Annotated in this window: 25 protein-coding genes and 1 pseudogene; 14 read left to right on the forward strand and 12 right to left on the reverse strand. The window is 62.9% G+C overall.

Annotation, left to right across the window (positions count from 1 at the left end; translation table 11 throughout):
- The first annotated feature begins 31 nt into the window (after positions 1-31).
- Positions 32-2,644 carry a TonB-dependent receptor plug domain-containing protein gene (locus IFT71_RS19590; protein WP_197976241.1) on the forward strand — a complete coding sequence of 871 codons (2,613 nt, stop codon included), beginning with the start codon at positions 32-34 and terminating at the stop codon, positions 2,642-2,644.
- A 264-nt stretch (positions 2,645-2,908) separates the two neighbouring features.
- Here IFT71_RS19590 and IFT71_RS19595 read toward each other — a convergent pair whose 3' ends face one another.
- From IFT71_RS19595 to IFT71_RS19615, 5 genes are all read right to left on the reverse strand, one after another.
- Entirely contained in the window at positions 2,909-4,069 is a 1,161-nt protein-coding gene (locus tag IFT71_RS19595; RefSeq protein ID WP_197976242.1) for a PepSY-associated TM helix domain-containing protein, read from the reverse strand.
- A gap of 1 nt (position 4,070) precedes the next feature.
- Positions 4,071-6,092 (reverse strand): TonB-dependent receptor, encoded by a 2,022-nt coding sequence (locus tag IFT71_RS19600; protein WP_244649272.1) that lies wholly within the window; start codon positions 6,090-6,092, stop codon positions 4,071-4,073.
- Between the two features lie 54 nt (positions 6,093-6,146).
- Positions 6,147-6,986 carry a DJ-1/PfpI family protein gene (locus IFT71_RS19605; RefSeq protein ID WP_192143086.1) on the reverse strand — a complete coding sequence of 280 codons (840 nt, stop codon included), beginning with the start codon at positions 6,984-6,986 and terminating at the stop codon, positions 6,147-6,149.
- A gap of 12 nt (positions 6,987-6,998) precedes the next feature.
- Positions 6,999-9,134, reverse strand: a complete 2,136-nt coding sequence (locus IFT71_RS19610; RefSeq protein ID WP_192003476.1) for a TonB-dependent siderophore receptor — start codon at positions 9,132-9,134, stop codon at positions 6,999-7,001.
- 126 nt (positions 9,135-9,260) lie between these two features.
- The gene (locus IFT71_RS19615; RefSeq protein ID WP_244649276.1) at positions 9,261-9,857 is read right to left on the reverse strand and encodes a hypothetical protein; all 597 of its coding nucleotides are present in this window, start codon (positions 9,855-9,857) and stop codon (positions 9,261-9,263) included.
- Positions 9,858-10,051: 194 nt separating this feature from the next.
- Between IFT71_RS19615 and IFT71_RS19620 the strand changes: the two genes are divergently transcribed.
- The 5 genes from IFT71_RS19620 (at position 10,052) to IFT71_RS19640 (ending at position 13,325) form a co-directional block, all read left to right on the forward strand.
- A complete protein-coding gene (locus IFT71_RS19620; RefSeq protein ID WP_192003475.1) occupies positions 10,052-10,363 on the forward strand; it encodes a hypothetical protein in 312 nt (103 codons plus the stop codon).
- Positions 10,364-10,560: 197 nt separating this feature from the next.
- A complete protein-coding gene (locus IFT71_RS19625) occupies positions 10,561-10,716 on the forward strand; it encodes a hypothetical protein (protein WP_167398894.1) in 156 nt (51 codons plus the stop codon).
- 73 nt (positions 10,717-10,789) lie between these two features.
- Positions 10,790-12,199 carry a cytochrome ubiquinol oxidase subunit I gene (locus IFT71_RS19630; RefSeq protein WP_192143087.1) on the forward strand — a complete coding sequence of 470 codons (1,410 nt, stop codon included), beginning with the start codon at positions 10,790-10,792 and terminating at the stop codon, positions 12,197-12,199.
- A complete protein-coding gene (cydB, locus tag IFT71_RS19635; RefSeq protein ID WP_192143088.1) occupies positions 12,196-13,209 on the forward strand; it encodes a cytochrome d ubiquinol oxidase subunit II in 1,014 nt (337 codons plus the stop codon). Before IFT71_RS19630 ends, cydB begins: the two co-directional genes overlap by 4 nt.
- On the forward strand, positions 13,209-13,325 hold the full coding sequence (locus IFT71_RS19640; protein WP_107959533.1) for a DUF2474 family protein: 117 nt from the start codon (positions 13,209-13,211) through the stop codon (positions 13,323-13,325). Before cydB ends, IFT71_RS19640 begins: the two co-directional genes overlap by 1 nt.
- A 113-nt stretch (positions 13,326-13,438) precedes the next feature.
- On the opposite strand, the gene IFT71_RS19645 is transcribed toward IFT71_RS19640, so the two are convergent.
- Positions 13,439-14,236, reverse strand: a complete 798-nt coding sequence (locus IFT71_RS19645) for a DJ-1/PfpI family protein (protein ID WP_192143090.1) — start codon at positions 14,234-14,236, stop codon at positions 13,439-13,441.
- Positions 14,237-14,443: 207 nt separating this feature from the next.
- Here IFT71_RS19645 and IFT71_RS19650 point away from each other — a divergent pair, with 207 nt between their 5' ends.
- The 5 genes from IFT71_RS19650 (at position 14,444) to IFT71_RS19670 (ending at position 17,292) form a co-directional block, all read left to right on the forward strand.
- Positions 14,444-14,872 (forward strand): DUF2946 family protein, encoded by a 429-nt coding sequence (locus IFT71_RS19650; RefSeq protein ID WP_244185384.1) that lies wholly within the window; start codon positions 14,444-14,446, stop codon positions 14,870-14,872.
- Between the two features lie 150 nt (positions 14,873-15,022).
- The gene (locus IFT71_RS19655; RefSeq protein ID WP_244649278.1) at positions 15,023-15,745 is read left to right on the forward strand and encodes a superoxide dismutase; all 723 of its coding nucleotides are present in this window, start codon (positions 15,023-15,025) and stop codon (positions 15,743-15,745) included.
- Positions 15,746-15,765: 20 nt separating this feature from the next.
- Positions 15,766-16,242, forward strand: coding sequence for a copper chaperone PCu(A)C (locus IFT71_RS19660; protein WP_192003471.1), 477 nt, complete (start codon positions 15,766-15,768; stop codon positions 16,240-16,242).
- A complete protein-coding gene (locus IFT71_RS19665) occupies positions 16,242-16,862 on the forward strand; it encodes an SCO family protein (RefSeq protein ID WP_192143092.1) in 621 nt (206 codons plus the stop codon). The genes IFT71_RS19660 and IFT71_RS19665 overlap by 1 nt, the downstream gene beginning before the upstream one ends.
- A 10-nt stretch (positions 16,863-16,872) precedes the next feature.
- Positions 16,873-17,292, forward strand: a complete 420-nt coding sequence (locus IFT71_RS19670) for a copper uptake system-associated protein (protein WP_192071789.1) — start codon at positions 16,873-16,875, stop codon at positions 17,290-17,292.
- Positions 17,293-17,346: 54 nt separating this feature from the next.
- On the opposite strand, the pseudogene IFT71_RS19675 reads toward IFT71_RS19670, so the two are convergent.
- Positions 17,347-17,808: pseudogene (locus IFT71_RS19675) on the reverse strand (MerR family transcriptional regulator).
- Positions 17,809-17,832: 24 nt separating this feature from the next.
- Between IFT71_RS19675 and IFT71_RS19680 the strand changes: the two are divergent.
- A complete protein-coding gene (locus IFT71_RS19680) occupies positions 17,833-18,594 on the forward strand; it encodes a MauE/DoxX family redox-associated membrane protein (RefSeq protein WP_192071790.1) in 762 nt (253 codons plus the stop codon).
- 68 nt (positions 18,595-18,662) lie between these two features.
- Here IFT71_RS19680 and IFT71_RS19685 read toward each other — a convergent pair whose 3' ends face one another.
- Positions 18,663-19,001: an STN domain-containing protein gene (locus IFT71_RS19685; protein WP_192143094.1), complete on the reverse strand. Its 339-nt coding sequence runs from the start codon at positions 18,999-19,001 to the stop codon at positions 18,663-18,665.
- Between the two features lie 270 nt (positions 19,002-19,271).
- On the opposite strand from IFT71_RS19685, the gene IFT71_RS19690 reads away from it, so the two are divergent.
- Positions 19,272-20,411, forward strand: coding sequence for a DJ-1/PfpI family protein (locus IFT71_RS19690; protein ID WP_192003467.1), 1,140 nt, complete (start codon positions 19,272-19,274; stop codon positions 20,409-20,411).
- Between the two features lie 317 nt (positions 20,412-20,728).
- Here the strand turns inward: IFT71_RS19690 and IFT71_RS19695 are convergent, their stop codons facing one another.
- The 4 genes from IFT71_RS19695 to IFT71_RS19710 all read right to left on the reverse strand — a co-directional run bounded on the left by IFT71_RS19695 (position 20,729) and on the right by IFT71_RS19710 (position 23,367).
- Positions 20,729-21,586, reverse strand: a complete 858-nt coding sequence (locus IFT71_RS19695) for an SDR family oxidoreductase (protein ID WP_192143096.1) — start codon at positions 21,584-21,586, stop codon at positions 20,729-20,731.
- 74 nt (positions 21,587-21,660) lie between these two features.
- On the reverse strand, positions 21,661-22,221 hold the full coding sequence (locus tag IFT71_RS19700) for a cytochrome b (RefSeq protein ID WP_192143098.1): 561 nt from the start codon (positions 22,219-22,221) through the stop codon (positions 21,661-21,663).
- 38 nt (positions 22,222-22,259) lie between these two features.
- Complete coding sequence (locus IFT71_RS19705) at positions 22,260-22,595, reverse strand: STN domain-containing protein (protein WP_192071794.1); 336 nt, start codon at positions 22,593-22,595, stop codon at positions 22,260-22,262.
- Positions 22,596-22,659: 64 nt separating this feature from the next.
- Positions 22,660-23,367, reverse strand: a complete 708-nt coding sequence (locus tag IFT71_RS19710; protein WP_192071795.1) for a DJ-1/PfpI family protein — start codon at positions 23,365-23,367, stop codon at positions 22,660-22,662.
- A 165-nt stretch (positions 23,368-23,532) separates the two neighbouring features.
- On the opposite strand from IFT71_RS19710, the gene IFT71_RS19715 reads away from it, so the two are divergent.
- Positions 23,533-24,513, forward strand: coding sequence for a GlxA family transcriptional regulator (locus tag IFT71_RS19715; protein ID WP_192003462.1), 981 nt, complete (start codon positions 23,533-23,535; stop codon positions 24,511-24,513).
- The last annotated feature ends 161 nt before the right edge of the window (positions 24,514-24,674 follow it).

Genomic DNA, 24,674 nt, shown 5'->3' on the forward strand with positions numbered 1-24,674 from the left:
TAATAAGATAACATCACCTAAGGGGATCTACATGCGATCTTTCGCGATAGCGCTTGCCGCCACCGCTGCGATGCCGATGCCTGCGTTGGCGCAGGAGGTCGTTCGGGAAGCCGACGCAGTCGAAGACGACGATGAGGCCGGCGAGATCATCGTTACCGGCAGCCGTTTTGGTGGCCGAACGGCAACGCAATCGTCGACGCCAGTGGACGCCATATCGCGCGAGGCGCTGCAACAAAGCGGGCGTGTCGATCTCATCCAGATGCTGAAGGTTCAGGTGCCGAGCTTCAGCGCTCCGCGACCGCTGGCATCAGGTGTCGGCGATTTCATCCAGCCACCGTCCCTGCGCGGACTAGGGGCCGGCGAACTGCTCGTGCTGATCAATGGTAAACGTCGCCACACCACGGCCGACCTCAATTCGAGCAACGGCATCGGGCGCGGCGACGTCGCGGTTGATTTCAACGCCATCCCGACCCTTGCCATGTCGAGGATCGAAGTGCTGCGCGATGGTGCTGCCGCCCAATACGGCTCGGACGCGATCTCGGGGGTCATCAACATGATCCTCGACCGCTCGCTCGGCACCATCGCGCAGGCGGGCTATGTGCAGACTACGAAGGGCGACGGCGACACCTACGAGGCAAGTGCCTCCACAGGCATCCCGCTCGGAGCGAACGGCGTCCTGCGCCTGACCGCGGCTTACCAAGACCGGGATGGCACCAATCGTGCGCGGGCGGATACGCGGCAGCAGTATTTCGGGACGAACGCCGTTGGTAGGCCAGTCGCGCCTTCTGGCAACTATGGCTCCGGTGTTGGACTGACACCATCGAACGGGACGCTCGACCCGCGGGAAGCCGGGTTCGACCGGAACGTATTCCAGCAGGGCGATCAGCCAAACCGAAACTACCAGCTCTTCTACAACCTCGTCGCGCCCCTGCCAGGGGGGACCGAACTTTACAGCTTTGGAGGGTACAATCGCCTCGATGGCGACATCCAGTATTTCTTCCGCCGTCCTGGACAGGACGAGACGGTACGCGCGCTCTACCCGGACGGTTACAGCCCGGGCCTCGACACCAGGCTGGAGAACATTTCCACCGCGATCGGTCTGCGTGGAGACGACCTGGCGGGGTTCGGTTGGGACCTGTCGACCGTCTATGGCGTCAGTACCGTCCGCACGACTTACGTCGACAGTGTCAACGTGTCCTTGGGGGCTGCCTCCCCATCGCGCTTTTACCGTGGCGGTAGCGACTTCTATCAATGGACCTCGAACCTCGATTTCACGCGAGAGATTCCGGTCGGTGACGATCAGCCGTTCAGACTGGCTTTCGGCGCCGAGTATCGCGAGGAAGCCTACCGTCTTTTCTCGGGGGCGCCCGATGGCTATCGCAATGGCGGGGTATTGATCCCGGATGGGCCCAACGCCGGTCGTCCGGGGCCGATAGGTTCGCAACCCGGACCGAGCAACGGACCCGATGATCGTGCGTCGATCGCTCGCGATAGCGTCGCGTTGTACGGCGAAGTGGAAAAGCAGTTTTTCGGCCGGCTGCTGTTATCAGGTGCGGCCAGGCATGAACGTTATTCCGACTTCGGCAGTACCACGAATTTCAAGGCTGCCGGGCGGCTCGGTTTGTTCGGCGGGCTTGCGCTGCGAGGCTCTTACAACACCGGCTTTCGCGCGCCTGCGCTGGCACAGTCCGGCTATAACGCATCGAATACGCTGATCCTCAACGGCGCCCAAGCGATCGTGCGGGTGGCGGCAGTCGACAATCCTGCGGCGCGGCTCGCAGGCGCGACCGATCTGAAACCTGAACAGTCACGCAACGTGTCTATCGGAACCGTCTTCGAGGCCGGCGGTTTCACGGCGACACTCGATGCCTACCGGATCAAGGTGCGTGACCGCATCGCCATCTCATCGACCTTTCAGGACGCCCGCCTGACCAACTATCTGGCCGCCAATGGGCAGTCTGGCTTCGCTGCATTGTCGTTCCTGACCAACGCGGTCGATACGGAGACAAAGGGCATCGATCTGGTCATGAATTACCGACATCGCTTTGGAGACCGAAGCCGTATCACGGCCACGCTTGCGGGCAATTATAACAAGACGACGTTCGATAGGATCGCGGGCACCCCGGCGCCGATCGCGGCGCTCGGCATCACCACGCCGCTCTTTGACCTGACCCAGCAGCTCCGCTTTTCGGACAGCCTACCTCGCGACAAGATCACGCTGGATCTGAGTTATGCGCGAGGGCCGTTTACGTTCTCCGTCACGAACACCCGGTATGGTCGCGTCGCGACGGTAGCGTTGCTCAATCGTACGCCGGCTCAAGTCGCAGCATTGGTACAGGGCTATGACGTTCGCTTGGTTCCCTCGGTAGGTAGTGCGGCGAACTCGGACATCATCCAGCGCTTTGGTGCCAAGGTCCTGACGGATATCGATGTCAGCTGGCAGGCAACACGTGCATTAAGGCTGAGCGTAGGAGCGCAGAACGTCTTCAACATCTACCCGGATGAGAATATCGCCTCAACGGTCTCCAGTGTTGCGGTCGGGAGCAATGGCGCCGACAATGCTGGCACCCAGCCTTACAACGCCGTTTCTCCCTTCGGATTTAACGGTCGATCCGTGTTTATTCGCGGGAGTCTGAATTTCTGAATCAAGCTGGGCTGCCGATCAACGCGGATCTTCCGCACCGGCACAGTGTCTCATCCGGTTTGTCGATCGGTTTCTAAGATTGATCCCCGACGCCGTCGATCAGAAGGCCAGTATGTCATGGCATATCACACTGGCACGGATGTATTTCGTGTGCGGGCCATCTTCCCGCAGCGCCGGCTTTTCACCAACCTCTTCAGGAAAGTAGCCGATGTTGCCTCCGGCCGAAAAATAACGGGTGCGCCGTCAGCTACGCGAACATCACTCTCATGTGCCTCGCGGCCGTTCGTTCGGCCTTGCGAACTTCGCCAAAGTCCGACGCTCCGAATTGTCGCGGTGCCGCGACCAGCGCATAAAACCGGTCGTGAACAGGATCATGGGCAGTATACCCGCAACCAGCGCGAGCAGCCGGCCGGTGAGCCGGAACGCCTCACCGCCATGCAGCGGGTGGAGCCAGTTTAGCACCGTGTCGCCGCTACTCTCCGCACGGCCGTCACGCACGGCAAGGATGCGACCATCATGGGGATCGAACCAGACATTGGTGCGCGGGAAGCGTCGGCTCGGCTCGCCGGGGCGGGCGAGATTGATACGGACCGCCCCTGTGGGGGTCGCCGGCGTTTCGATCCAGGCCAGCGCAGCGTCGGGAAAGCGCCAACGTGCACGCATGATCAGCGCGTCGATGGTCAAGCGGGTGCTTCCTGGCATCACGGCCGGCTTGGGTGTCTGGTAAAGCGTCGAGACGCTGGAGATGATCGGCCGCGTCTGGTCGGGCAGGTCGAGCATCACCCCCGTCGCGGTCACGACCAGCAACAGGATCAGTCCGGCAAGGCCGGTCAGCTTGTGCCAGTCGTATAGTCGCCGGATCGGCAGGGCGTGCGTCTTGAACCGCAACGCGCGCCACCAGCCCCCTGCTCGCGGCCACCACGCCCATATACCGCTCGCCAGCAGCACCAGCATGACGATCCCGGCAATCCCCATCGCGATCCCGCCGGGCTCCTCTAGCAACAGGCGGTAGTGGAGATCGTAGATCCAGGTGACCAGCGTATCACCCCAGAAGCCGGTGCGGATCGTCGTCAAACGCACCGGATCGACCCAGGCAAGCAGCGGCGCAAAGGCGCGTCCGGTCGTCTCCTTCGGTGTGTAGTACCGGACGGGGATCGCGCCGCCCTCCCCCGACACCTCGATCCGCCACGCGCCGGTGCGCGCCGGATGCTCGCGGTGGAGCGTATCGACCACCGCCTGCCACGACGCAGGGCGTGCTTCCGAGGGCACCGCGCGCAGTACTGGGCTGAGCACAGCGTCGATTTCTGGGTAGAACACCAGCAGGCTGCCGGTCAGCCCGGCAAACGCGAACAGTACGCCGATCGTCAGCCCAAGCCACAGGTGGACGCGCCGCATCGTCACGCGCAGCGATGGACGCGCCGCCATTTTAGAAGCTCAACCGCACTGCGCCGAACAGCGAGCGCGGGTCCGCCGGCGCGTGAAGCCGCTGCGTGCCGTCGTACCAGACATATTCGTAATGATCGTTCGCGAGGTTCTTCAGTTGCGCCGACAGTTCGAGCTGCGGTGTCACCTTGTAGGCGAGTTCCGCGTTCAGCACGACATAGTCGCCATAGCGCCCCTGCGTGTTCGCCGGGTTCAACTCATAGCTTGACTGTCCGTTACCCCAGAACGATACGCGCAGCTTCGGATCCGGGGTTAGGTCCAGCCCGCCCGAGAAGACGTTCTGCGGTACATGGTCGATCGCGTTGCCCGCCTGCGACGGCGTCGCCGGATCGGGCGTCACGATCCGTGCGGTCTGGTGCGAATAACTGCCCCATAGCGCAACGCTGCGCACCGGCTTCACGTCAATTTGGAAATCGACGCCCCGCCGACGCGTCTTGCCGAGATTGTCGAAATCGCCCGATGGATCGTTCAGACGACGCTTCAGTTCGCCACTCGCGGTCTGCTGCCACAGCGCGACGCGCGCTTCCAGCCAGCGACCGCGCGTCAGTTTCACGCCGCCCTCGAACCCTTCGTTGATCGACGCCGCGACATCGACGACGCGGGGCGCCACCAGATACGCACCTGAGCCGGCACCGATCTGGAAGGTCCGGCCGTAATTGCCGTACACCGTGACGCCGTGCACGGGCACGATCGCGACGCTCAGCTTGGGCTGGCTGATCGTGCCGTAATCGTTGATCGGCGCGGTCGTGCCCGCGAGCCGGTTGGTGAAATCCCCCTCGACCCGGTCAAGCCGCCATGCGGGCGTGATCTTCAGCCAGTCGGTCGGTTCGATCACCGCCTGCAGATACCCGCCGTACACGGTTAGGCTGAATTTCTGGTCTCGCGTCTGGCTGGTGAGGATACGCCGGTTGGTCAGCCAGCGCAGACTCTTGTTGTCCTGCACCTGCACGTCGCCGCCCGCCTCGATCATCAGCGCGTTGCTGGCGTGGTAATGCAGCGCGAGCGTGCCGCCATATTGCCATTCCTGGGTCAACCGGCGTTGTTGCGCGACGTTCGCCGAGAAGCGGACGTAGCGGTCGTCGCGCAAAGCGTTGGCATAGCCCTTGGCACTGAGCGCGAGATCGCCGGTGAGGTCGGAATCGAGGTGCACGCTGTACTGTCCGAGCCGGCGCTTGCCGCCATCGGTTTCCGAAACCGCGTAGGAGCGTCGTCGGTTCGTATAGGCATCGGCATCGGTCAGGTAGCCTGGCTCCTCGGCGGTCGCGTTCGAATGGCGGACGATCGCGCCGAGCCGCGTCGATCCGAAGTCGTAGAACCATTTGGCCGCGAGATTGAGCCGGTCGAGATCGGCATGGTCGCGAAACGCATCGGTGCGTCGGTAGCTGACCAGGTAGTTCTGGCTAAACTGGCCGCGTTCCAGACCCGCGGAGACCTGACCGTCGATCGTCCCGAACGCGCCCGCGATGGCCCGCGCGTCGAGGTAGCTACCACCGATCCGCGTCAGGATGTTCGCGTTGCCCGCGATATTATGCAGGCCCCAGCGCGGATCGGAGGTGCCGCGGACCAGTTCGATCCCGGCGATGTCGAGCGGCGAGACCATGTCGATCCCGGTCATGCCGCCTGCATTGTCGTTGGTCGGGACGCCGTCGATCAGCAGCTTGACCGCGTTGATCTCGCCTTCGCCATTGAAGCCGCGGATCGAGAAGCGGCCCGAGGTGGTGCCCTGGTTAAAGTCGGTCAGCACGACACCCGGCAGCCGCGCGAACAGCTCCCAGGTGTTGTCGACCGACTGGCGCTGGACGATGTTGCCGCCGAGTACGTCGACCGACGTCAGCACATTCTCGGTCGAGCGCGCCATGCTGGGCGCGGTCACGACGATATCGCCGATGGTGAAGCGCGTATCGCCCTCTACCGGCCCCGTCGCGGCCGTCCTTGCGGTATCCGTCTGTGCGGTGGCGGGAAAGGCGAGCGCCAGACCCAACATCAGGCCTGGCACAGTGAGCATTATCGTCTTCACTTCAGTCTTCCCCTTAATTCGTTACTTCGTCGATCTGCGGGTTCAGCCGTTGGCGGCGAGGGCCTCGGCCTGTTTCCTGAATCCGGCGATCAGTTCGATCATCGGCGCCTTCACCTCGGGACGCGCGGTCTTGAGCGTGCCGGCGTTGAAGGGTGGCTGCGGATCATATTCGCTCATCAGCTGGGTGCATTCGGCGTAGGTCCGGTCGCGCAGTTCGGCGATCATCGTCGGCCCGAAATCGAGCCCCGACGTCACTCCCGCGCCGGTGATGCGGTTGCGGTCGCGCACGACACGCGCGTCGGTCGGGATCGCGCCGAAACCCGCCAGCGCGTTGCGGCACGACCAGTGCGAGGTGGCCTTGTACCCCGTCAGCAATCCGGCCTTGCCGCGGATCAGCGAGCCCGAGCAGACGCTGGTGACGTATCTCGCGCGGGCACCGCGATCGGCGATGAATGCAATGGTCGCGGGATCCCGAGCCGCAGAGATCGTCCCGTCGGTGCCGCCCGGCGCGAACAGCACCGTCAAGTCCCGCGAACAGGTGTCGAAGGTGACGTGCGGCGTGATTGTCACGCCCGCGTCGCTGGTCACCGGTTCGAGCGTTTTCGCGACCAGCATGACCTTGGCGCCCATCATCGATGCGAACATCGACTGTGGCCCGATCAGGTCCATGACGGTCATGCCGGGGTACATGAGCATCGCGATCTGTTCGTCGCCTATCCAGTGGATGCCGTCGCCGCTGTTGCCGGGCATCGCGTGGTTCATGGGCGGCGCCATCGGCGCAGGTTTAAGCCTGGCGGACGCCGTCTGTGCGCCGGCCGCACCCGCCGCCAGCGGAGAGAGCAGCGTCATCAGCGCAGCGGTACGGCGATCGATGTTGGTCATCGATATATCCTTTCAGAGACGCGTCTTGAGCGTGACGAACGCCGAGCGCGGCTGCGTCGGCATCACGACCGGGAAGGCGAAATACTGATAGGTGTCGAAGCTGCGCGCGCCGCCCAGGTTGACGGCTGACACCTGCACAGTGAACCGCCCGATGTCATAGGATGCCTGCGCGTCGATCGCCGCATAGCCCGGCACGGACACGCTGTTGGGCAGCGTGATCTCGCGCGCGGTGAAGGCGGTGACGCCCGCACCCAGCGACAGGCCCTTCGCCGCACCGCCCAGGACGCGATACCGTGCGGCGATACGCCCGCTGTGCCGCGGCACGCGCGGCAACCGGTCGTCGATCAGCGATGTGTTGGTGTCACGGGTGACCGCAGCATCGGTATAGGCGTAGTTCGCGATCATCGAGAACGCCGGGCGCGGTTCCCAGATCAGGTCGGCCTCGATCCCGCGCGATCGCTGTTGCCCGGTCTGCACCGCGAAAAACGGAAAGGCCGGATCGGGATCGGGCGTCGCGACGTTGTTGCGCGTCTGTTCGTACACCGCCAGCGTGCCCGACAGGCCGATGCCGGTCGCCGCAAGCTTGATGCCACCTTCGACGTTGCGCGACGTTTCCGGCCGCGGCGTAAAGCGGCTCATGAGGCCGAACGCGCCACGAAAGGCTGTGGCATAACCGGCATAGAGCGCTACCCCCGGCACGACGTCGACCGTCGCACCGATCCGCGGCGACAGCCGATGATACGTTTCGTCTGTCGCCTGCTGGTCCTCGCGGAACTTGAACCGCGTGTAGCGAAGCGATCCGGTGAGGTGCAGCCAGCCATAATCGGCCTGATCCTGCGCGTAGATGGCCCGCGTCTCGTATCGGTCCGTCTGCAGGAGACTGGGAGGCAGGATTTCGCCGAACGACACGTCGTAGGTCGGATCGGCGAGGTCGATCGATCCGCGCGTCATGCCCGTGAAGGCCATGTCCGAATAGAAATCGGTATGGTCGTAGCTCGCCCCGACGAGGAACGTGTGCGTCCCGCCCACCATCTCCGTCTTGGCGACCAGGTTCGCATCGAACGTCGCCTCCTCGAAATGGCTGAGCATGTTGAGCGCGAGCAGTGGATAGGTCGTCGGGGTGGCGGGGTCGGCCGGGTACATGTCCGGATAGATGAAGGTCCCGAACTGCGGCACGCGGCTTTCGTAATAGCGGCCTGTGACGGTCAACCGCACGTCGTCGCCGAAGTCGTGCCGCAAGGTGCCGGTGACCATCTGGTTCGTGGTACTGGACCGCGGCTGACCGTTCGGCGCGCCGGGAAAGGCATTGCGATCCACTTCGCCTGCCAAGGTCTGCGTGGCGGGAAGCCCCGAATATTCCAGTTGCTCACGGCGACCATATTGCCCCTGCACCATCAGGTCGGTCCGGGTGCCGAGCTGGAAAGCGATGCTCGGCTGGACGAAGATCCGCTCGCCCTCGATCCGGTCGACCCAGTGGTCGTTGCTCTGATATTCGCCGGCGATACGCGCGGAAATGCCCGTTGTGATCGGCACGTCGAGTTCGCCGTAAGGATTGAAAGTCGCGAAGCTTCCGGCCCGGATCGCGGCATAGCCCTGAAGCTTGGTTCCTGGGCGCTCGCTTTCGATATTGATGAGGCCGCCAAGCGGCGAGCCGACGCCGCCGCCGTAGAGCGTGGCGCTCGGGCCTTTCAGCACGTCGATCCTGCGGATGCCGACCAGGCTTGCGGGATCGTTGGCCGCCGAAAACGCGCCGAACATCGGCAGGCCATCCTGATAGATCTCCGCCATGAAGCCGCGCACGATCGGCCCTACGGTCAAGCCCTCCTCGGGGCGGTTGCCGACGACACCCGAAACATTCGCCAAAGCCTCGCCGAGCTGGCGACGATCCTGTTCGCGCAGCAGCGCGCCGGTCAGCACCTGCACCGACTGCGGCACATGGATCAAAGGCGTGGTGGTGCGCGTCGCGGACGCCGTCTCGGGAACGGCATATCCGTCGCGGATACCCGTGACGACGATCGTATCGCCAGCCCAGCTTGGCCCGGCATTGGTCGGTATGGGGTCAATCGGCGCAGTCCGATCTTCGACGTTCTGAGCGTGCACGGTCGGAATAGAGAAAGACGTACAGGGCGCGGCGACGGCGACAGCCATCGTCGTCCCAAGAAGAGACTTCGGTCGAAACATCGAAAATGCCTTTGACTGGCGCGCGAGCCTTTGGCAGCGCACCATGAACGACAGCGACCCGCCCCCGATGGGAGGCAGGTGCGATTCAACAGGTCAACGGAAGACGGGCGGGCCTTGCGAGGGCGGCCGGAGATGCGGCGTAAGTGCAAGGCGCGGCGATCCGACCGCTCGCGAGCCAACCGCCATGACGAAGGCGATGGCCGCGATCAGCAGGACGGGATCGACCGCCGCGAGCGCGTGCGCCGAAAGGCTGGAGAACGCGCACGGCATCTCCGTCTTGCCATGCTCGTCGGACTTGCCTTGATCGGCCATGTCGCCGTGCATCCCCGGCATGGTCATGTCCATGTCCCTGCTCGTGCTAGGGTTAATGGTCTGCGGTGCGACCCCCGAGCAGATCGTGATCGCGATCCGACCGTGCTCGGCGGAGATCATATAGCCCGATGGGATCAGCAGCTTCAGCGCCAGCGCCGCAACGCAAATCAGCGCAGCAAGATGGCGATGAGCCAGAACATGGCGGCGAAGTGCGAACACCCGATGCGAGGTAGCCCAGTCATGAGCAACTGTCACTTGGACAGGATGACCTCCCCGTGACGTTCGTGCGATCCGAACCTGCCGCCGTTCCATGCGCAATTCCGCCCGGGAACATTCGTTGGCAAAGAAGCAAAAATAATCGCGGGTTCCCAATATCATGGGGATATCGAAATGGACTTAAGCACCAGCCCTGCAGCGCACATGAGACATAATGTCACATCGACCAGGGCGACGGCGTGACTTAGCGCGTTCTCATGCCGGCCATTCGCCATCTTGTTCAAAACCATTCGCTGGCGATAGTCTTGATCCTTGCGGTATCGCTTGCATTACGGCTCGTCGTACCGAGCGGATACATGCCGACGATGTCGCACGGCAAGATGATCGTATCGATTTGCTCGGGCACGATGACCGAGCCGATGGTCCTGGAGGTACCCGGACTGGCGCAGCAGCCGGACGATGCGAGCCACGACGCCCCCGCAAAGCATGACACACCGTGCGCCTATGCCGGCCTGACGATGGCGGCGCTTGCTGCAGTACCGCTCGACCTGCTGATCGTCGCTCTGGCCTTCACGATGGGCAGCGGCCTACGCCCTGGACCGGCACCGGTCGAGACGTCGCGGTACGGGCTTCGACCGTGGGCGCGAGGCCCCCCCTTCCCCCTCTGACCAGTCGTTCATGCGTCTGAACGTCCACTCGGTGGTCTCGTCCAGCTGAGCCGACGCGCGGCGCCCGCTTCGTCAGAGATGCCCGCGTCGATCGCGGGCGGAACAGGATCATCAATGTCTAACTCATCGTCCGTCCGGGCGAGGGCGTCGTGTGCCCGGCGCCAAGGCCCCGTCTCACTGATCGGAAGGGCAGCGGAATGCTGACTCCCGGTGAACGGCGTTTCCGCCGAAAACTCGACATCTTCGTGGTTCTGCTGGTCGCGGTCACCGCGATGCTCCTCATGCTGGAACGCGCGACCGAAGAGCGTGCAGGCGCAACCGATCCGCAGCCGGCCACGAGCACGGCAGGATGAACTTGGTGCCGAGCGCCAGTCGTTCGGCATCGCTCCGTGCCCGGCCAGGTCCGGCACGACGAACAGGCCTCCCATGACAGATTATGCGCTTCTTCTCGCACGGATACAGTTCGCCTTCACGGTATCCTTCCACTTCCTGTTTCCCGCGTTCTCGATCGGGCTCGCCAGCTTCCTGATGACGCTCGAGGGCCTTTGGCTCAGGACCGGGCGCGGCGTGTACGCCAACCTCTACCGCTACTGGCTGAAGATCTTCGCGATCGTGTTCGGCATGGGCGTCGTCTCCGGCATCGTCATGTCCTACCAGTTCGGCACCAACTGGTCGGTGTTCTCCGACCGGGCCGGCCCCGTGATCGGTCCGTTGATGGCCTACGAGGTGCTCACAGCCTTCTTCCTGGAAGCGGGCTTCCTCGGCGTCATGCTGTTCGGCATCACGAAGGTCGGGCGCGGACTGCACTTCTTCGCTACCTGCATGGTGGCGCTTGGCACTCTAATCTCGGCGACCTGGATCCTGAGCGTCAACAGCTGGATGCACACTCCGACCGGCTTCGCGATCAATGCGCAAGGGCAGTTCGTCCCTGCAGGATCGTGGCTGCCGATCATCTTCAACCCCAGTTTCCCTTACCGGCTGACCCACACGGTCATTGCCGCATTCCTGACGACGGCGCTGGTCGTCGCCGCGGTTGGTGGATGGCACCTGCTGCGCGATCGGGCGAACCTCGGCGCGCGCAAGATGCTGGCGATGGGCCTGGGCATGATCGCGGTCATGGCACCGCTCCAGATCCTGGCTGGCGACGAGCACGGGCTGAACACGCTCGAGCATCAGCCGGCCAAGGTGCTGGCGATGGAAGGGCATTACGACGCGCATCCTGACGGAGCGCCGCTCATCCTGTTCGGCCTACCCAGCGACCGCGACGAGCAGGTCCGCTATGCCGTGGAGATACCCAGGCTCAGTTCGCTGATCCTGCGCCATGACCTGAACGCCCCGCTGCCGGGACTGAAGGATTTCGCGCGCAATCGACGTCCCCCGGCAACGATCCTGTTCTGGTCGTTCCGGATCATGGTCGGGCTTGGGCTGGCAATGCTCATGCTCGGCGTGTGTGGACTGTGGGCACGGTGGCGAGGCCGGTTGTACGACACACCCTGGCTACACCGCGCGGCGGTGGCAATGGGACCGGCGGGCTTCGTGGCAGTGCTCGCCGGCTGGATCACGACCGAGGTCGGCCGGCAGCCATGGGTCATTTATGGTCATATGCTGACGGCGGACGCGCGCTCGCCGATTGCTGCCCCCGCAGTGGCGACGTCACTTGCCGCTTTCGTCGTCGTCTACTTCGCGGTCTTCGGATTGGGCGTCCTCTACGTCCTTCGCCTGATCGCCAAACCACCCGAAGCGCATGAGGCTGAGCCGCGCCGCACGCCGCGCCATGCAGCCGGCATCACGCCGGCAGCGACCTTCGAGCCGACCAACAAGGAGAAGGACGCATGACCGGCCTGACATACAGTCTGGACCTTACGGTCGTCTGGGCCGTCATTATCGCATTCGGCATATTCGCCTATGTCGTCATGGACGGGTTCGATCTTGGCATCGGCATCCTGTTCCCCGGCTTCGAGGTCGGGGCGGAGCGTGACGCCGCGATGAATTCGATCGCGCCGGTGTGGGACGGAAACGAGACGTGGCTGGTGCTAGGCGGGGGCGGGCTGTTCGCGGCCTTCCCTCTTGCCTACGCGATTATCCTTCCCGCCACCTATCCGCTGGTGATCGCCATGCTGCTGGGCCTGGTGTTTCGCGGGGTGGCGTTCGAGTTCCGCTGGCGCGATCCGGTGCACAGACGTTGGTGGGACAGGGCCTTCATGCTGGGTTCTCTGGTCGCAGCGATCGCCCAGGGCATGATGCTAGGCGCAATCCTGCAGGGCATCCGGGTCGTGGGCCGTGCCTTCGCCGGGGGATGGCTGGACTGGCTCACTCCGTTCACCGTCCTGACCGGTATCTCTGTAGCGGTCGGCTACGCGTTGCTTGGCGCGACCTGGTTGATCGGTAAGACGGACGGCCCCGCACAGGCGCACGCGCGACGGATGGCCAGGATGCTGAGCATCGCTACGGTCGTTGCAATGGCCGCGGTCAGTGTGGCGACGCCATTCCTCAGCTACGATTATTGGCGACGCTGGTTCGCGATGCCAGGGGTCCTGCTGACCGCGCAGGTACCGTTGCTGGTCATCGTCATCACAAGAGTCCTGTTTTGGTCGATCGCCCGCGGTAGGCACAAGCTACCCTTCCTCGCGGCGCTTGCACTGTTCCTGTTGGGCTATGTCGGGCTGGGCATCAGCATCTTCCCCTATGTTGTACCGCGCGCCATCACGATCTGGGCAGCTGCGGCACCGGCGCAGAGCCAGTTGTTCATGCTGGTCGGGACCGTCGTCATTATCCCGATCATCATCGGCTATACCGGTTGGGCCTATTGGGTTTTCAGGGGTAAGGTCGGCGAAGGGTATCACTGATGGCCACGCCCAAATCTCCGTTCGTCCGGCGGCTGTGCTGGCTGGCAGCGATCTGGACCGGGAGCGTGCTGGCACTTGCGGCGGTCGCCTTCGCCATTCGTTCGGTGCTACTTTAGTCTCTTCTACTCCGGCCGGGAAAGGCGAGTTTCCAGGCCGGAAGGGGGGCTGCATGCATCGGTACGCGCCACGTGCCGGCGTCCGTCGGCGCACGCTCTAATCGGTGATCTTATCAGCCCGGGCGTCGATCATTCGCCGTGGCGGCGACTTCACGCACACCTGCCACGAAGCCCGTAAGCATGTCCTGCGCCCGAGCGAGTACCGCAGGGGGCGCGTGGTCCGGCGTACCGCTATCGAGCGAAGGCGCCGGTGCATATTCGGCAAACAGCTGGACCATCTGTGCAAACTCGGTGGGACGAAGCCGCTGGATCAGGGCAAGCGCTAGGTCGAGGCCAGCGGAGACCCCTGCCCCGGTCGCCCTGTTGCGGTCGAAGACGACGCGCTCATCGACTTCGACCGCGCCGAATTCCTTCAGCAGCGGTCGGCCAATCCAGTGCGACGTCGCGCGATACCCGTTAAGGAGTCCGGCGCGACCGAGCACGAGCGATCCCGTGCAGACACTCGTCACCCACTTGGCGCGCGCTCCACGATCGCGCAGGAAGGCGAGCATCGCCGGATCGCGCATCGCCGCCAGCGTGCCGGCGGTACCGCCACCAATCAGCAACACGTCGAGATCCTTGGGGCAGGTCTCGAACGTGGCGGTTGGCGTCAGGACGAGGCCGTTCTCGGACGGTATCGGGCGAATACTGTCGGCAACGAAGTGGATCGTCGCACCGGCCAGCCGGCCCAGGAAATAATGCGGCCCAATAACGTCGAGCGCCGTGACGTGATCGTACAGGACGATGCCGATCTGCTCATTGCCCTTCCAGGCGGCAGGAACCTTGTCCATGTAGCCGTTCGGTTCGGCGCTGGTGTATGATGCCTCCAAGGGCGCCGTTCCGCTTGCCAGAAGCGTTCCAAACAGAGTCATCATCGTTGCCGTTCGGCGATCGCAGTCGACCATGTGTGGCTCTCCAGTGGTTCGTGGATACTCGTACGCCGGATGGTATCATCGCAACTTTCCCGGCCGAGGCCGAACCCAGCGCCTGTTTATCGCATGACTAGCCACCGCAACCCCCTTGTCACTTGGGCAGAATGCCCAAGTGACAAGGCCCCCTGATCACGATAGCTCTGCGTCGTGCCTGCGATCCGCCGCCTCCTTGCGCAACGTCATCTTGCCGTGCTGCTATGTGTCGCGGTGCTGCTGTTGAAGCTGCTCGTTCCGACCGGGTACATGATCGCGAACGACGGCGGTGCGATCACCATCGTTACTTGCTCGGGCATGACGACCGAAGCGACGGCGATGCCCGGAATGGGCGACGACATGGCCACGATGAAGGCAGCGATGCCCGACCACGCGCCGTCGACCGATCACGGCAAGACCGAAATGCCCTGCGCCTATGCGGGTCTTTCGGCACAGATCCTCGGCGCCGTCGATCCCGTCATCCTGTTGGCCGCGCTCGCCATCGTCGCCGCGTCGGCCTTGCGGACAGCGCCCAAGGCAACGCTGCAACCTCATCCGTATCTACGCCCACCGCTACGTGGACCACCGCTCTCGCTGAACTGACGATCGTCCGCCCACCGGCATGACCGGATGCAGCGGCACTGTCACCGTGCACCCGTCGCGTGATCGGGTGTGCGTACAGGCTCGTCACGTCGATCGACTGACCGGGAGGCGCCGACACCATGTCGGCGACCAAGCTTTCGCGCACGATCGATGGAGCCTTTCGCGATAAGGAAATCATCAATGTTTCGCTGCCTGTTTTTCGGGGTGATCGCCCTGTGCGCGCCGGTGCCGTCGTTCGCTCAAGGCGCGCCGGCACCGTTCACGCTTCCCGCGTTACCCTATGCCACCGAGGCGCTTGATCCCGCGATCGACGCGACGACCATGACGATTCACCACGACAAGCATCATCAGGCCTATGTCGATGCGCTGAACAAGGCCGTGGTGGCCGATCCGTCGCTCGCGGGCCGATCGCTGGAGGCGTTGCTGGCGAAGGCCAGCACGCTCCCGCCGGTCGTCCGGAACAACGCCGGCGGTCATTGGAACCACAGCTTTTTCTGGAAGACGATGGCGCCGGCCGCACAGTCCGGGCAGCCTTCCGCCCCGCTCGGGGCCGCAATCGATCGACAGTTCGGTTCGCTCGCGGCATTCAAGGTCGCCTTCAGGGAAGCCGGTACGAAGCGGTTCGGCTCGGGCTGGGTGTGGCTGGTGGTGAAGGCGGATGGCACGCTCGCCATCACATCCACCCCCAACCAGGATAATCCGCTGATGGATGTCGCCGATGTGAAGGGCACCCCGGTGCTGGGCAACGACGTGTGGGAACACGCCTACTACCTCAAATACCAGAACCGCCGCGCCGACTATCTCGATGGCTGGTGGCAGGTTGTGAATTGGAAGACCGTTTCGGACCGCTTCGCTGCTGCGCGCACGCGCTGAACCCTATCAAAGGAAGTAGAATGACCTATCGCATCGCGCTGGCGCTCGTCGCCACGCTTGCCACCCCTGCCCTTGCGCAGGATGTCCGCAAGGGCTCGCTCACCATCTCGCAGCCCTGGTCGCGGGCTACGTCGCCGCGTGCCACGGTAGGGGCGGGCTTCCTGACGATCCGCAACGCCGGAGCACGAGGAGACCGGCTTATTTCCGCCACGTCGCCGCGCGCGGAACGCGTCGAGATCCACACCATGTCGATGGACGGCGGGGTCATGCGGATGCGCCAGCTCGTCGATGGTCTCGCAGTGCCGGCAGGCGGCACTGCGACGCTCGCGCCGAGCGGCAATCACATCATGCTGATCGGCCTGAAGTCTCCCCTCAAGGCAGGCGAACGGGTTCCGGCGACGCTGCGTTTCGCGCGCGCGGGGACGGTGACCGTGCAGTTCGCCATCGGTGGCGCTGGCGATGCAGCGCCAGCCGGTCAGAATGGGGGGCGCAAGTAATGTCGGATTCACGCACGCGCGGTCTGTTACGCGGTACCGCTCTAGCTACCGTACTCACGCTCGGGCTGATTGTGACCGTCACAGGGTGCTCGCGCCAACCCGAAGCGTCAGGCAACGGCGCCACGACATCGCAGCGGGCCGGACCGGGCGGTCCTTTCAAACTGGTCGATACCCAAGGTCGGATAGTCACCAACGAGACCCTCAAGGGCAAGCCCTACGCGATCTTCTTCGGCTTCACGCGCTGCCCGGATGTGTGCCCAACGACGATGGCGCGCATGGAACTTCTCCGCAAGCGGCTTGGGACCGAAGCGGACAAGATGAACGTCGTGTTCGTCTCGGTCGATCCCGAGCACGACAAGAAAGAGGACATCGCCAGCTTCCTCTCGATGTTCGATGCGCCGGTGATCGGTCTGACCGGAGACCCAGCCGAGCTGAAGCGGATGGAGAAGTCGTTCAAGATCTATGTCGAACGTGTGCCGCTGCCGAACGGCGATTACACGATCGATCACACCGCACGGATACTGCTGTTCGATCGTGATGGGCAATTTGTCGACACGATGGACGCCAAGGAACCGGAGGCTCAGGCGGTAACTAGACTGAAGCGACTGATCGATGCTTAGGTTTCTCGGGATGGCGGGCGCTTTTGCGCTCGCCGGCTGCGGCATTCCGAACACGGTCGTCGACAAAGGGCGCATCGCTCAAGCGACCGAAGCGCACTTCGGCAGTGCGCGGTTTCCGATCGAGCTTGGTCCGGTCGTCATAAGCGGCGATCACGCGATCGCGGACTGGACCCAAGGCGACTTTGGCGGTCGGGCCTTGTTCGAGCGGGGGACGTACGGCTGGATGCTGGTGCTCTGCAGCGGCGATTCGATCCGACGCGCGGAGAATCTGAAGCGCGCTGGCGTGCCCGACTTCAACGCCGGCTGGATCGCCGACCGGCTTGCCAAAGCGGAAGCCGAACTGCCCTCCGAGAACCTGGCTCGCATGAAGCGCTTCGTAGGCACGGCGCAGGACCACGAAAACTATCTGAAGACACTGGAGGGGAAGTGATATCCGGATCGAGCTCAGCGCTACCTTTTGATCATGCGGAAGGTTTCACGGCGTTCATCCTCCGGCGTGATCGAACGAGGTCAGGATCGGGCACGGTCCCGCGGAACCACTGGCGCATTCGCGTTCTAGCCGTCGAAGCGACTCCCGTGCCTTTTCCAGCGCCTCGATTTGCGAGCCCAGCGCAACGAGCCGCTCCTTCGCGAGCGCCCGGACCCGTGCCCGATCCTCGGTCGCGTCGAGTGCGAGCAGTTCGCCGATCTGCTCAAGCGTGAAACCGGCTGCCTACGCGGAACGGATGAACCGAAGCCTACGAACATCGTCGTTGTCATAGCGCCGGATACTCCCCGACTGGCCGTACCCATCCGGTCGAGCCGGCGTCCCGAGGAGGCCCCGCCGTTGATAGTAGCGAACTGTCTCGACACCCACATCGCCCGCGCGCGCCAGCCCGGCAATCGTAAATCCTGACACCCCTTGACTCCGTACCACAGTACGGACCCTATACAAGTGGCAGTGCATGGATACCAGCCAAAGGCCGCTGCAATGACTTCAATCGCCGATCCCCGCCGAGCCGTTCTCTACCGCATGGTGATGGACCAGCACGTGTGCCCCTATGGGTTGAAGGCGAAGGACCTGCTGCGCCGAGAAGGCTATGCCGTCGAGGATCGCTGGTTGCGCACGCGCGCCGATACCGATGCGTTCAAGGCGAAATACGGTGTGAAGACGACGCCGCAGACTTTCATCGGCGGTGAACGGATCGGCGGATACGACGATTTGCGCCGGCATCTCGGCAAGACCGTCGCCGATCCCAAGGCGACCACCTACCGGCCCGTAGCGGCATTGTTCGTCATCACCGCGTCGATGGCTTTGGCTGTAAGCCACGCGGTATATGCCACGCCGTTCACGCCGCAGGCTGCGGCGTGGTTCATCGGGTTCAGCATGACGGTACTGGCCTTGTTGAAGCTCCAGAACATCGAGGGCTTCGCGACGATGTTCCTCAACTACGACCTGCTGGCGAAGCGCTGGGTGCCGTATTCGTACGTCTATCCGTTCGCCGAAGGACTGGCGGGCGTACTGATGATCGCAGGCGTGCTGACCTGGCTGTCGGTGCCGATCGCGCTGGTCATCGGTACGGTCGGCGCGGTGTCCGTGGTCAAAGCCGTATATATAGACCGACGTGATCTCAAGTGCGCGTGTGTTGGCGGATCAAGCAACGTTCCGCTCGGCTTCCTGTCGCTGACCGAGAACCTGATGATGATCGCGATGGCGGCATGGATGGGGCTTTCGGTTCACCCAACCCTGTGATCGGCATCCTCGAAAGCATGACCGGGCTGGGAATGAGCCCGGATCAATGCTCCTTTCGGCATTGACGTTCAGTTGCGAGGAACGCGGACAATTACGAATCCGCCCTTGATCGATCGCATCTGCAATCCCGTACCGTCCAGCATGGCCTGCAACGCCCGTTGAGGCACCATGGTGCCGACGACCGGCTTTGAGCGCTTGCCCTTGGCCAGCTTCGTGCCGGAAATCGGGCACCTGGTCGTGAGGCGCAGCTGGTTGAGCGCCCGGTCCAGTCGATCACCCGGGATGGCGATGGCGACCGGTTCATTCCGGCAGTCATACTGGAGACCCTGAGCGCTGACGTTGGCGCCAATGCCGGTCACCATCACAGCCAATGTTGGAATTACCAGTCGGGCGATGGAGGTGCGCATTCGCTTGATCCTTATGTATGCGAGATGGCCGTCGCGGGCCGTATGCCGTGACGGCAATCCTCTCTAACGGACTGTCATTTCAGTCTTCTGAACATGTAGGTGCCTCGTTGACCCGATGTACCGGTACCGAGCGCATACGCATCGCTCGGCTTGTGCGACACCAATTTTGAGAACCAAGTGCCCGATGGCGCAAAACCAGTGATCCAAGTCCTTTACGCCACCGCTTCGTCGGCAGACAGATCGTCGCATAGGCGGCAATCAGGAATCCCCATGCAAGACTTCAATCGACGGACAGCGCTCATCTCCGCAGCCGTGACACTAGGTGGGCTCGCACTCGCTGGCAGGGCCGCGATCGCCGGACAGGCCGCCAAGACATCATCGCTCTTCGACGCCTCCAAGAACCCAAATCCGGAGAGAATAGCGCCGTACAAACCAAGGTTCGGTCGCTCGAAGCCTCTCGTCGCCATCGTCGGCTTGAACGAGGGCACGATCATCAGCGATTTCTGCATTCCATTCGGGGTAATGGCACGCTCGGATGTGGCCGACGTCGTATCAGTGTCGGTGACATCTGGTCCGGTGAAGATGCAGCCTCTCACCTTCCAGCTGCAGACGACCGTGGACGAATTCGACAAGAACCATCCCGAGGGCGCTGATTACATCTTCGTTCCGGCCGTCGAAAACGACAGTGATGCGGGCCTGCTGCGGTGGATCAAGGCGCAGGCGGGCAAAGGCTGCACCGTAATCAGCATCTGCTACGGTGCGATGGCGGTCGCGAACACCGGCCTGTTCGACGGCCACCGGGCGACCTCGCACTACAGCAACGAAGAGATGCGGGTACGGCGTTTCCCGAACGTGAAATGGCAGAAGAACATCCGCTACGTCGCCGACGGCAAAGTAGTCTCCAGTGCCGGCGTCAGTGCCTCGATGCCGACCTCGATCGCGCTTGTCGAGGCGATCGCCGGTCCCGCCAAGGCTGCCCAGGTCGCACGCGACGTCGGCATCGACGGCTGGAGTTCGAAGCATGACAGCGACGCGTTCCAGTCCGATCCGGGTAATGCGGACATGCCGGCGCGCGATGCGAAGCCCGATGTCAAGCTCGGTATCCCGGTAAAGACGGGAGACGACGAGATCGCGCTTGCGTTGACCGCAGAGTCCTACAGCCGGACGGGGAACACGATGGCCTACGCCGTCGCGGCAAGCAGAGCTCCCCTGCGACTTGCACACGGGCTGGTCCTCCTGCCCGATCTGGTGGCAGGAAGCCCCACGAAAGTCGATCGCACCCTTGCCCCGCTCGAAGCACATGAAGCCACTCGCGCGCTGGACATCGCGCTGGCCGACATCACCAAGACCTACGGTCCGAAGGCCGCGCGTCATGTCGCCCTGTTCATGGAATATCCCGGACCGACGTAATCCCAGGCACCATTCAGGTCGTCGGCTGATCCCCGCTCGCGAACCGTCGTCGGTAATCGGATGGGGAGCCACATGTGCATCGACGCAACCGCGCGTGCCTCATTCGATTTCGAACGGTGGTCGGCGACGCCTGCGCTACGCACGCGCGGTTCAGCGATGGCGTCGACGTCCTGGCCCCACAGGTCCACGCGAGGTTCATGGCAGCGCTTGCCTTCGCCTATGCCAAGGTCGTGCCAACATCAGTGTTGCTTGCTGACCGAATTGCGATTGGAGGGGGAATCTAAATTAACGCCCTCTAACTGCCCGATCTGGCTCTCCTAAATTCCCATGTCGGTGAGCCACTGCCCCACGCTGCGCGGGCAAAGGCCGAGTTGCTCCTGCGCGCTGGTGTTGGCAGTCACCACGTTATCAGGCATCTGCAGGAGCGCGGTGTAGAAGCTTGCGATGTTCACAGCAGCAGGACCGATCAGTGGTTCGAGCTGCGCGCCAAATGATTTGGGAGACAGCGCCTCGAACCGGATCTCGCGAGCAAGATGCTCTGAGAACGCGTAGGCCAGTTCCGGTCCTGTCAGACCTGGGATATGGCCGATGCCGACTATGCCAGTCACGGAATGGTCGGTCAGCAGCCGTTCCGCCGCGATTGCCACATCGAGGTGTGAACTCCACGACACGGCGAAATCTTCGCGCATCGGGTAGAGCAATACGCCTTCCGACTTCACCGGCCCGATAACCATCGGCAGCAGCAGGTTTTCCAGATACTGGCGCGGCGCGATGACAGCATGAGACACGCCGCTGCCGGCGACGCCGCGGAGCAGCGTTGCGATAGCACTATCAGCAGATGCCTGCAGTATGCTTTCGGGCTGATCAACGATCGCGCCGCTGGTTGAGATCACAACGCGCTTCGGCCGGGCGACGGCTATTGCCTCGACAATGTTGTTCGCCTGTTCCAGCCGCACGGATTCTGCCGTCTGCGGCAGATGCACGAACACGCCGTCCGCACCGGTGTAAGCAGCGATCAGCGACTTGATCGAACCGTTGTCCATGATGATGGCGGGCATGTCTTGCGCGCTGGCGGGGCTGCGTACCGCAGCAAGCGCAGCCCGATTGGATGCGAGAAGCTGCTTGTAGAGGGGCGCGCCCTGCGCTCCAGTCGCGCCATGGATGATGTAGGACATGTAATGTTCCTTTTCGATAACGCCGGCTAATCTACCGACACGGATGAGTTCGATGATTTCGGTTCCGGCGCAGCCTAGAACATGCGCGGCAGGACATCGCTTCCAGGCCGTGTGTCGAAATACCGGTGCTTCACGACACCAGCGACATGCAGCCCAATCAAGGTCAGAAGCATGTAGGCCATAACTCGGTGCAGCCACTGGAAAACTGCGAAGCGAGCGTCGTCCTTGGGCAGCACCTCCGCAACCGGAATGCCGAAGAAAGTGACTCCGTCACTTTGACTATAGCTGCTCGACATAGCGTAACCCATCAACGGCACTGCCACTAGCAGTCCGTACATAGCGGTATGGACCGAGGTCGACATCCGCTGTTCCCAGATGGCAATTGCGGCAGCGGGTGGCGGCAGCGCAGTTCGCAATCGGATCGCGATCTGGGTGACGATGAGGCCGAAGACCAGCAGCCCGAACGACTTGTGGGTCGGATAGAACGTGCCGTATTTTGACGGAACCGTATCGTCGAGCCGGGTCATCCACCACCCTGCACCGAGCAACCCGATAACCAGCAGCGCACGGCTCCAGTGCAGCAGTCGCAAAACAAGGGGATAGCGCGAAACTTCTCGCCCCGAAGCGGTCACCATCAGTGGCCCATCGTTCCGGAACGAGACGCCACCCACGGTTACTTGCTCACCGAAAAGCCGCCGTGGATCATCCGGCCTCTGAGCGGCGTATTCCGCAACATGCGGACCAGTGCCTGTTCAGGCGTCAACCGCCCCTTGATCAGCACGGTCTTCATGCTGCGCGTCGAGCGGCCTCTTACCCGATCCGTGTCGATCGAAACCGGGCAACGGGTGACACTGGTGAATTTGGCCAACGCCTTGTCCAACGGCATCGACGCGATCGCGATCGGAATCCTGTCATTCTGACAGTCGTAGAAGCTGGCGTCCTGCGCCTTGCCGGCATGTGGCAGTAGCGCGACGAACCCAATTGCGATCGGAAGAAGGAACTTGGACATGAAATCATCCTTTGACTGAAGCAGGACTTGCCGATGGTATGACCCGTCAGGACGGGTCGCCTCCTCAGCGGCGGTACTGAGCGATGATCGGTCCGATCATCCCTCGGGCGGCGTCTCGCATCTGCGATGAAGCAGCATCCACGGTGCCTGTGCGGAACGGAGGGTGCGGGTCATACTCGATCGCGAACTCCGCTAGTTCGCCTGCTTCGCGTCCAAACGCGTCTGCCGCAACCAGCAGCGCCACCTCGAAGCTACCGATGCCGGGGCCAGCGGTATAGAGATTGCCGTCGACCGCGGCCCCCGAGCCGGACGCCAGCACCTTGGCTGCGCCAAGGTCCTCGAGAAGCCGTTCGGCGGCAAAGTTGCTTGCGACCGTCCGGCCCTCGATTAACCCGGCCGCACCCAGTAGCGCGACGCCATTGCAGACGCCGATGACATATCGCGCGCTTTCAGCCGCCTTCCGGGTGAAAGCGATGACGTCTGGATCATTCTGGACTTCGGGCGGGTTCATACCAACCGCAAAGACGTCCAGCGGAGGGCACGTCTCGAAGGTGGCCGTAGGCACGGTCGGCCACGATCGAAAGCCTTCGACCACGTCATAGTTCTTCCAGATAAAGTGGATCTGCGATCCCGGCATCATCGCCAGCACGGTCTGCACACCGATGATGTCCATCGGCACGAAGCCGGGTCCGATCAGGATACCAACGTGGAACGGCGGAACGCCTTCGGGCGCGAGCGAGGCGAGCATGCCATCGTAGGAGGTGATCTTCATGGCTGATTCCGTCACACGTGTCAGTTGGCAACGAGCGCACTACCGCCCCGTCACGGATGGCTGTAGGGCATTAATCCCTCAATTTCGGCCATAGGTCGCTTTTGCCGATGCGTCCGGAAGCAACTTGCCTAGGAGGTGAGTTGGCTTGGTTCATGAGGAGGTACGATGTCAGCGCCGTTCGCTTTCTACCTGTGCGAAGGCTTTCAACTTCTGGATCTGGCCGGGCCAACGGCGGCTCTGACTGCGGCAAACCGTTTGCTTGGTGCAGAGTATTACCGGATCGAACTCATCTCCAAAGACGGCGATACTGTTTTGGGTGATGCGGGGCTCAGCCTGGCGGCACGTCTCGCGGGGTCGTCCCCGGTCGAGACGGTCGTGGTGGTGGGGGGCATGATCGAACCGATGCTGGAACCTGACAACATTGCAGGTATTCAGCGTGCATCTGCCGAAGCCTCGAGCATCGCAAGCATTTGCACCGGTGCGTTCCTACTTGCCGCTGCGGGCTATCTGGACGGCAAACGAGCGACAACGCACTGGCAGTTCGCGCAAAGACTGCAGGATCGATATCCTAGAGTGACGGTCGATGCAGACCGGATTTTCATCAACGATGGTGCGATCTGGACGTCAGCGGGCATGACCGCTGGTATTGACTTGATGCTGGCACGCATTGAAGTCGATCACGGCGCAGAAATAGCCAAATCGGTATCACGCGAGCTCGTCGTGTATCACCGGCGACCAGGTGGACAATCGCAGTACGCGGCAATCTCCCAGATGGAGCCGCGGACCGACCGCATCCGCAAGGCGCTAACCTACGCACGCGACCACCTCTCAGAACCGTTATCAGTCGATCGGCTTGCTGAGGCTTCCTGCCTTAGTGTTCGTCAATTCACTCGCCTGTTTCGGAAGGAGACGGGTGAATCACCTGCACGTGCGATCGAACGTCTGCGCTGCGAAGCCGCACGCATCCGTCTCCGCGACGGGAATGAACCGGTCGGAACCGTCGCGCTGCTTGTCGGGTTCGCAGATGCGGAGCGCATGCGGTGCGCATTCCTACGCAACTTTGGTCATCCGCCGCAGACGCAGCGTCGGCTTGACCAGCCATTTGCAGTAAACGTTAGTGGCCTTACCTGCTGGCCTCCAGCATAACGGTGCTGACACATCAGATCCTGTAATTCCTCATCTTCGTTGCTATTTCTCATTCGGGAAGCGCTAGCAGCAATAGATCTTGGGACCGTCGCGCGGAGGTGGCGGGGCCTTGTGCCTGTCCCATCTGGGCGGCTTGGTTGACCCTCTCAGTCGGGAATGCA

The organism is Sphingomonas sp. CFBP 13733 (assembly GCF_014841795.1).
GTDB classification, from domain to species: domain Bacteria; phylum Pseudomonadota; class Alphaproteobacteria; order Sphingomonadales; family Sphingomonadaceae; genus Sphingomonas; species Sphingomonas aerolata.

Coding starts and splice junctions, on each gene's coding strand:
- IFT71_RS19590 (WP_197976241.1), top strand. CDS start 32: ATGCGATCTTTCGCGATAGCGCTTGCCGCCACCGCTGCGATGCCGATG.
- IFT71_RS19595 (WP_197976242.1), bottom strand. CDS start 4,069: ATGGCGGCGCGTCCATCGCTGCGCGTGACGATGCGGCGCGTCCACCTG.
- IFT71_RS19600 (WP_244649272.1), bottom strand. CDS start 6,092: ATGCTCACTGTGCCAGGCCTGATGTTGGGTCTGGCGCTCGCCTTTCCC.
- IFT71_RS19605 (WP_192143086.1), bottom strand. CDS start 6,986: ATGACCAACATCGATCGCCGTACCGCTGCGCTGATGACGCTGCTCTCT.
- IFT71_RS19610 (WP_192003476.1), bottom strand. CDS start 9,134: ATGGCTGTCGCCGTCGCCGCGCCCTGTACGTCTTTCTCTATTCCGACC.
- IFT71_RS19615 (WP_244649276.1), bottom strand. CDS start 9,857: ATGATATTGGGAACCCGCGATTATTTTTGCTTCTTTGCCAACGAATGT.
- IFT71_RS19620 (WP_192003475.1), top strand. CDS start 10,052: ATGCCGACGATGTCGCACGGCAAGATGATCGTATCGATTTGCTCGGGC.
- IFT71_RS19625 (WP_167398894.1), top strand. CDS start 10,561: ATGCTGACTCCCGGTGAACGGCGTTTCCGCCGAAAACTCGACATCTTC.
- IFT71_RS19630 (WP_192143087.1), top strand. CDS start 10,790: ATGACAGATTATGCGCTTCTTCTCGCACGGATACAGTTCGCCTTCACG.
- cydB (WP_192143088.1), top strand. CDS start 12,196: ATGACCGGCCTGACATACAGTCTGGACCTTACGGTCGTCTGGGCCGTC.
- IFT71_RS19640 (WP_107959533.1), top strand. CDS start 13,209: ATGGCCACGCCCAAATCTCCGTTCGTCCGGCGGCTGTGCTGGCTGGCA.
- IFT71_RS19645 (WP_192143090.1), bottom strand. CDS start 14,236: ATGACTCTGTTTGGAACGCTTCTGGCAAGCGGAACGGCGCCCTTGGAG.
- IFT71_RS19655 (WP_244649278.1), top strand. CDS start 15,023: ATGGAGCCTTTCGCGATAAGGAAATCATCAATGTTTCGCTGCCTGTTT.
- IFT71_RS19660 (WP_192003471.1), top strand. CDS start 15,766: ATGACCTATCGCATCGCGCTGGCGCTCGTCGCCACGCTTGCCACCCCT.
- IFT71_RS19665 (WP_192143092.1), top strand. CDS start 16,242: ATGTCGGATTCACGCACGCGCGGTCTGTTACGCGGTACCGCTCTAGCT.
- IFT71_RS19670 (WP_192071789.1), top strand. CDS start 16,873: ATGGCGGGCGCTTTTGCGCTCGCCGGCTGCGGCATTCCGAACACGGTC.
- IFT71_RS19680 (WP_192071790.1), top strand. CDS start 17,833: ATGACTTCAATCGCCGATCCCCGCCGAGCCGTTCTCTACCGCATGGTG.
- IFT71_RS19685 (WP_192143094.1), bottom strand. CDS start 19,001: ATGCGCACCTCCATCGCCCGACTGGTAATTCCAACATTGGCTGTGATG.
- IFT71_RS19690 (WP_192003467.1), top strand. CDS start 19,272: ATGCAAGACTTCAATCGACGGACAGCGCTCATCTCCGCAGCCGTGACA.
- IFT71_RS19695 (WP_192143096.1), bottom strand. CDS start 21,586: ATGTCCTACATCATCCATGGCGCGACTGGAGCGCAGGGCGCGCCCCTC.
- IFT71_RS19700 (WP_192143098.1), bottom strand. CDS start 22,221: ATGGTGACCGCTTCGGGGCGAGAAGTTTCGCGCTATCCCCTTGTTTTG.
- IFT71_RS19705 (WP_192071794.1), bottom strand. CDS start 22,595: ATGTCCAAGTTCCTTCTTCCGATCGCAATTGGGTTCGTCGCGCTACTG.
- IFT71_RS19710 (WP_192071795.1), bottom strand. CDS start 23,367: ATGAAGATCACCTCCTACGATGGCATGCTCGCCTCGCTCGCGCCCGAA.
- IFT71_RS19715 (WP_192003462.1), top strand. CDS start 23,533: ATGTCAGCGCCGTTCGCTTTCTACCTGTGCGAAGGCTTTCAACTTCTG.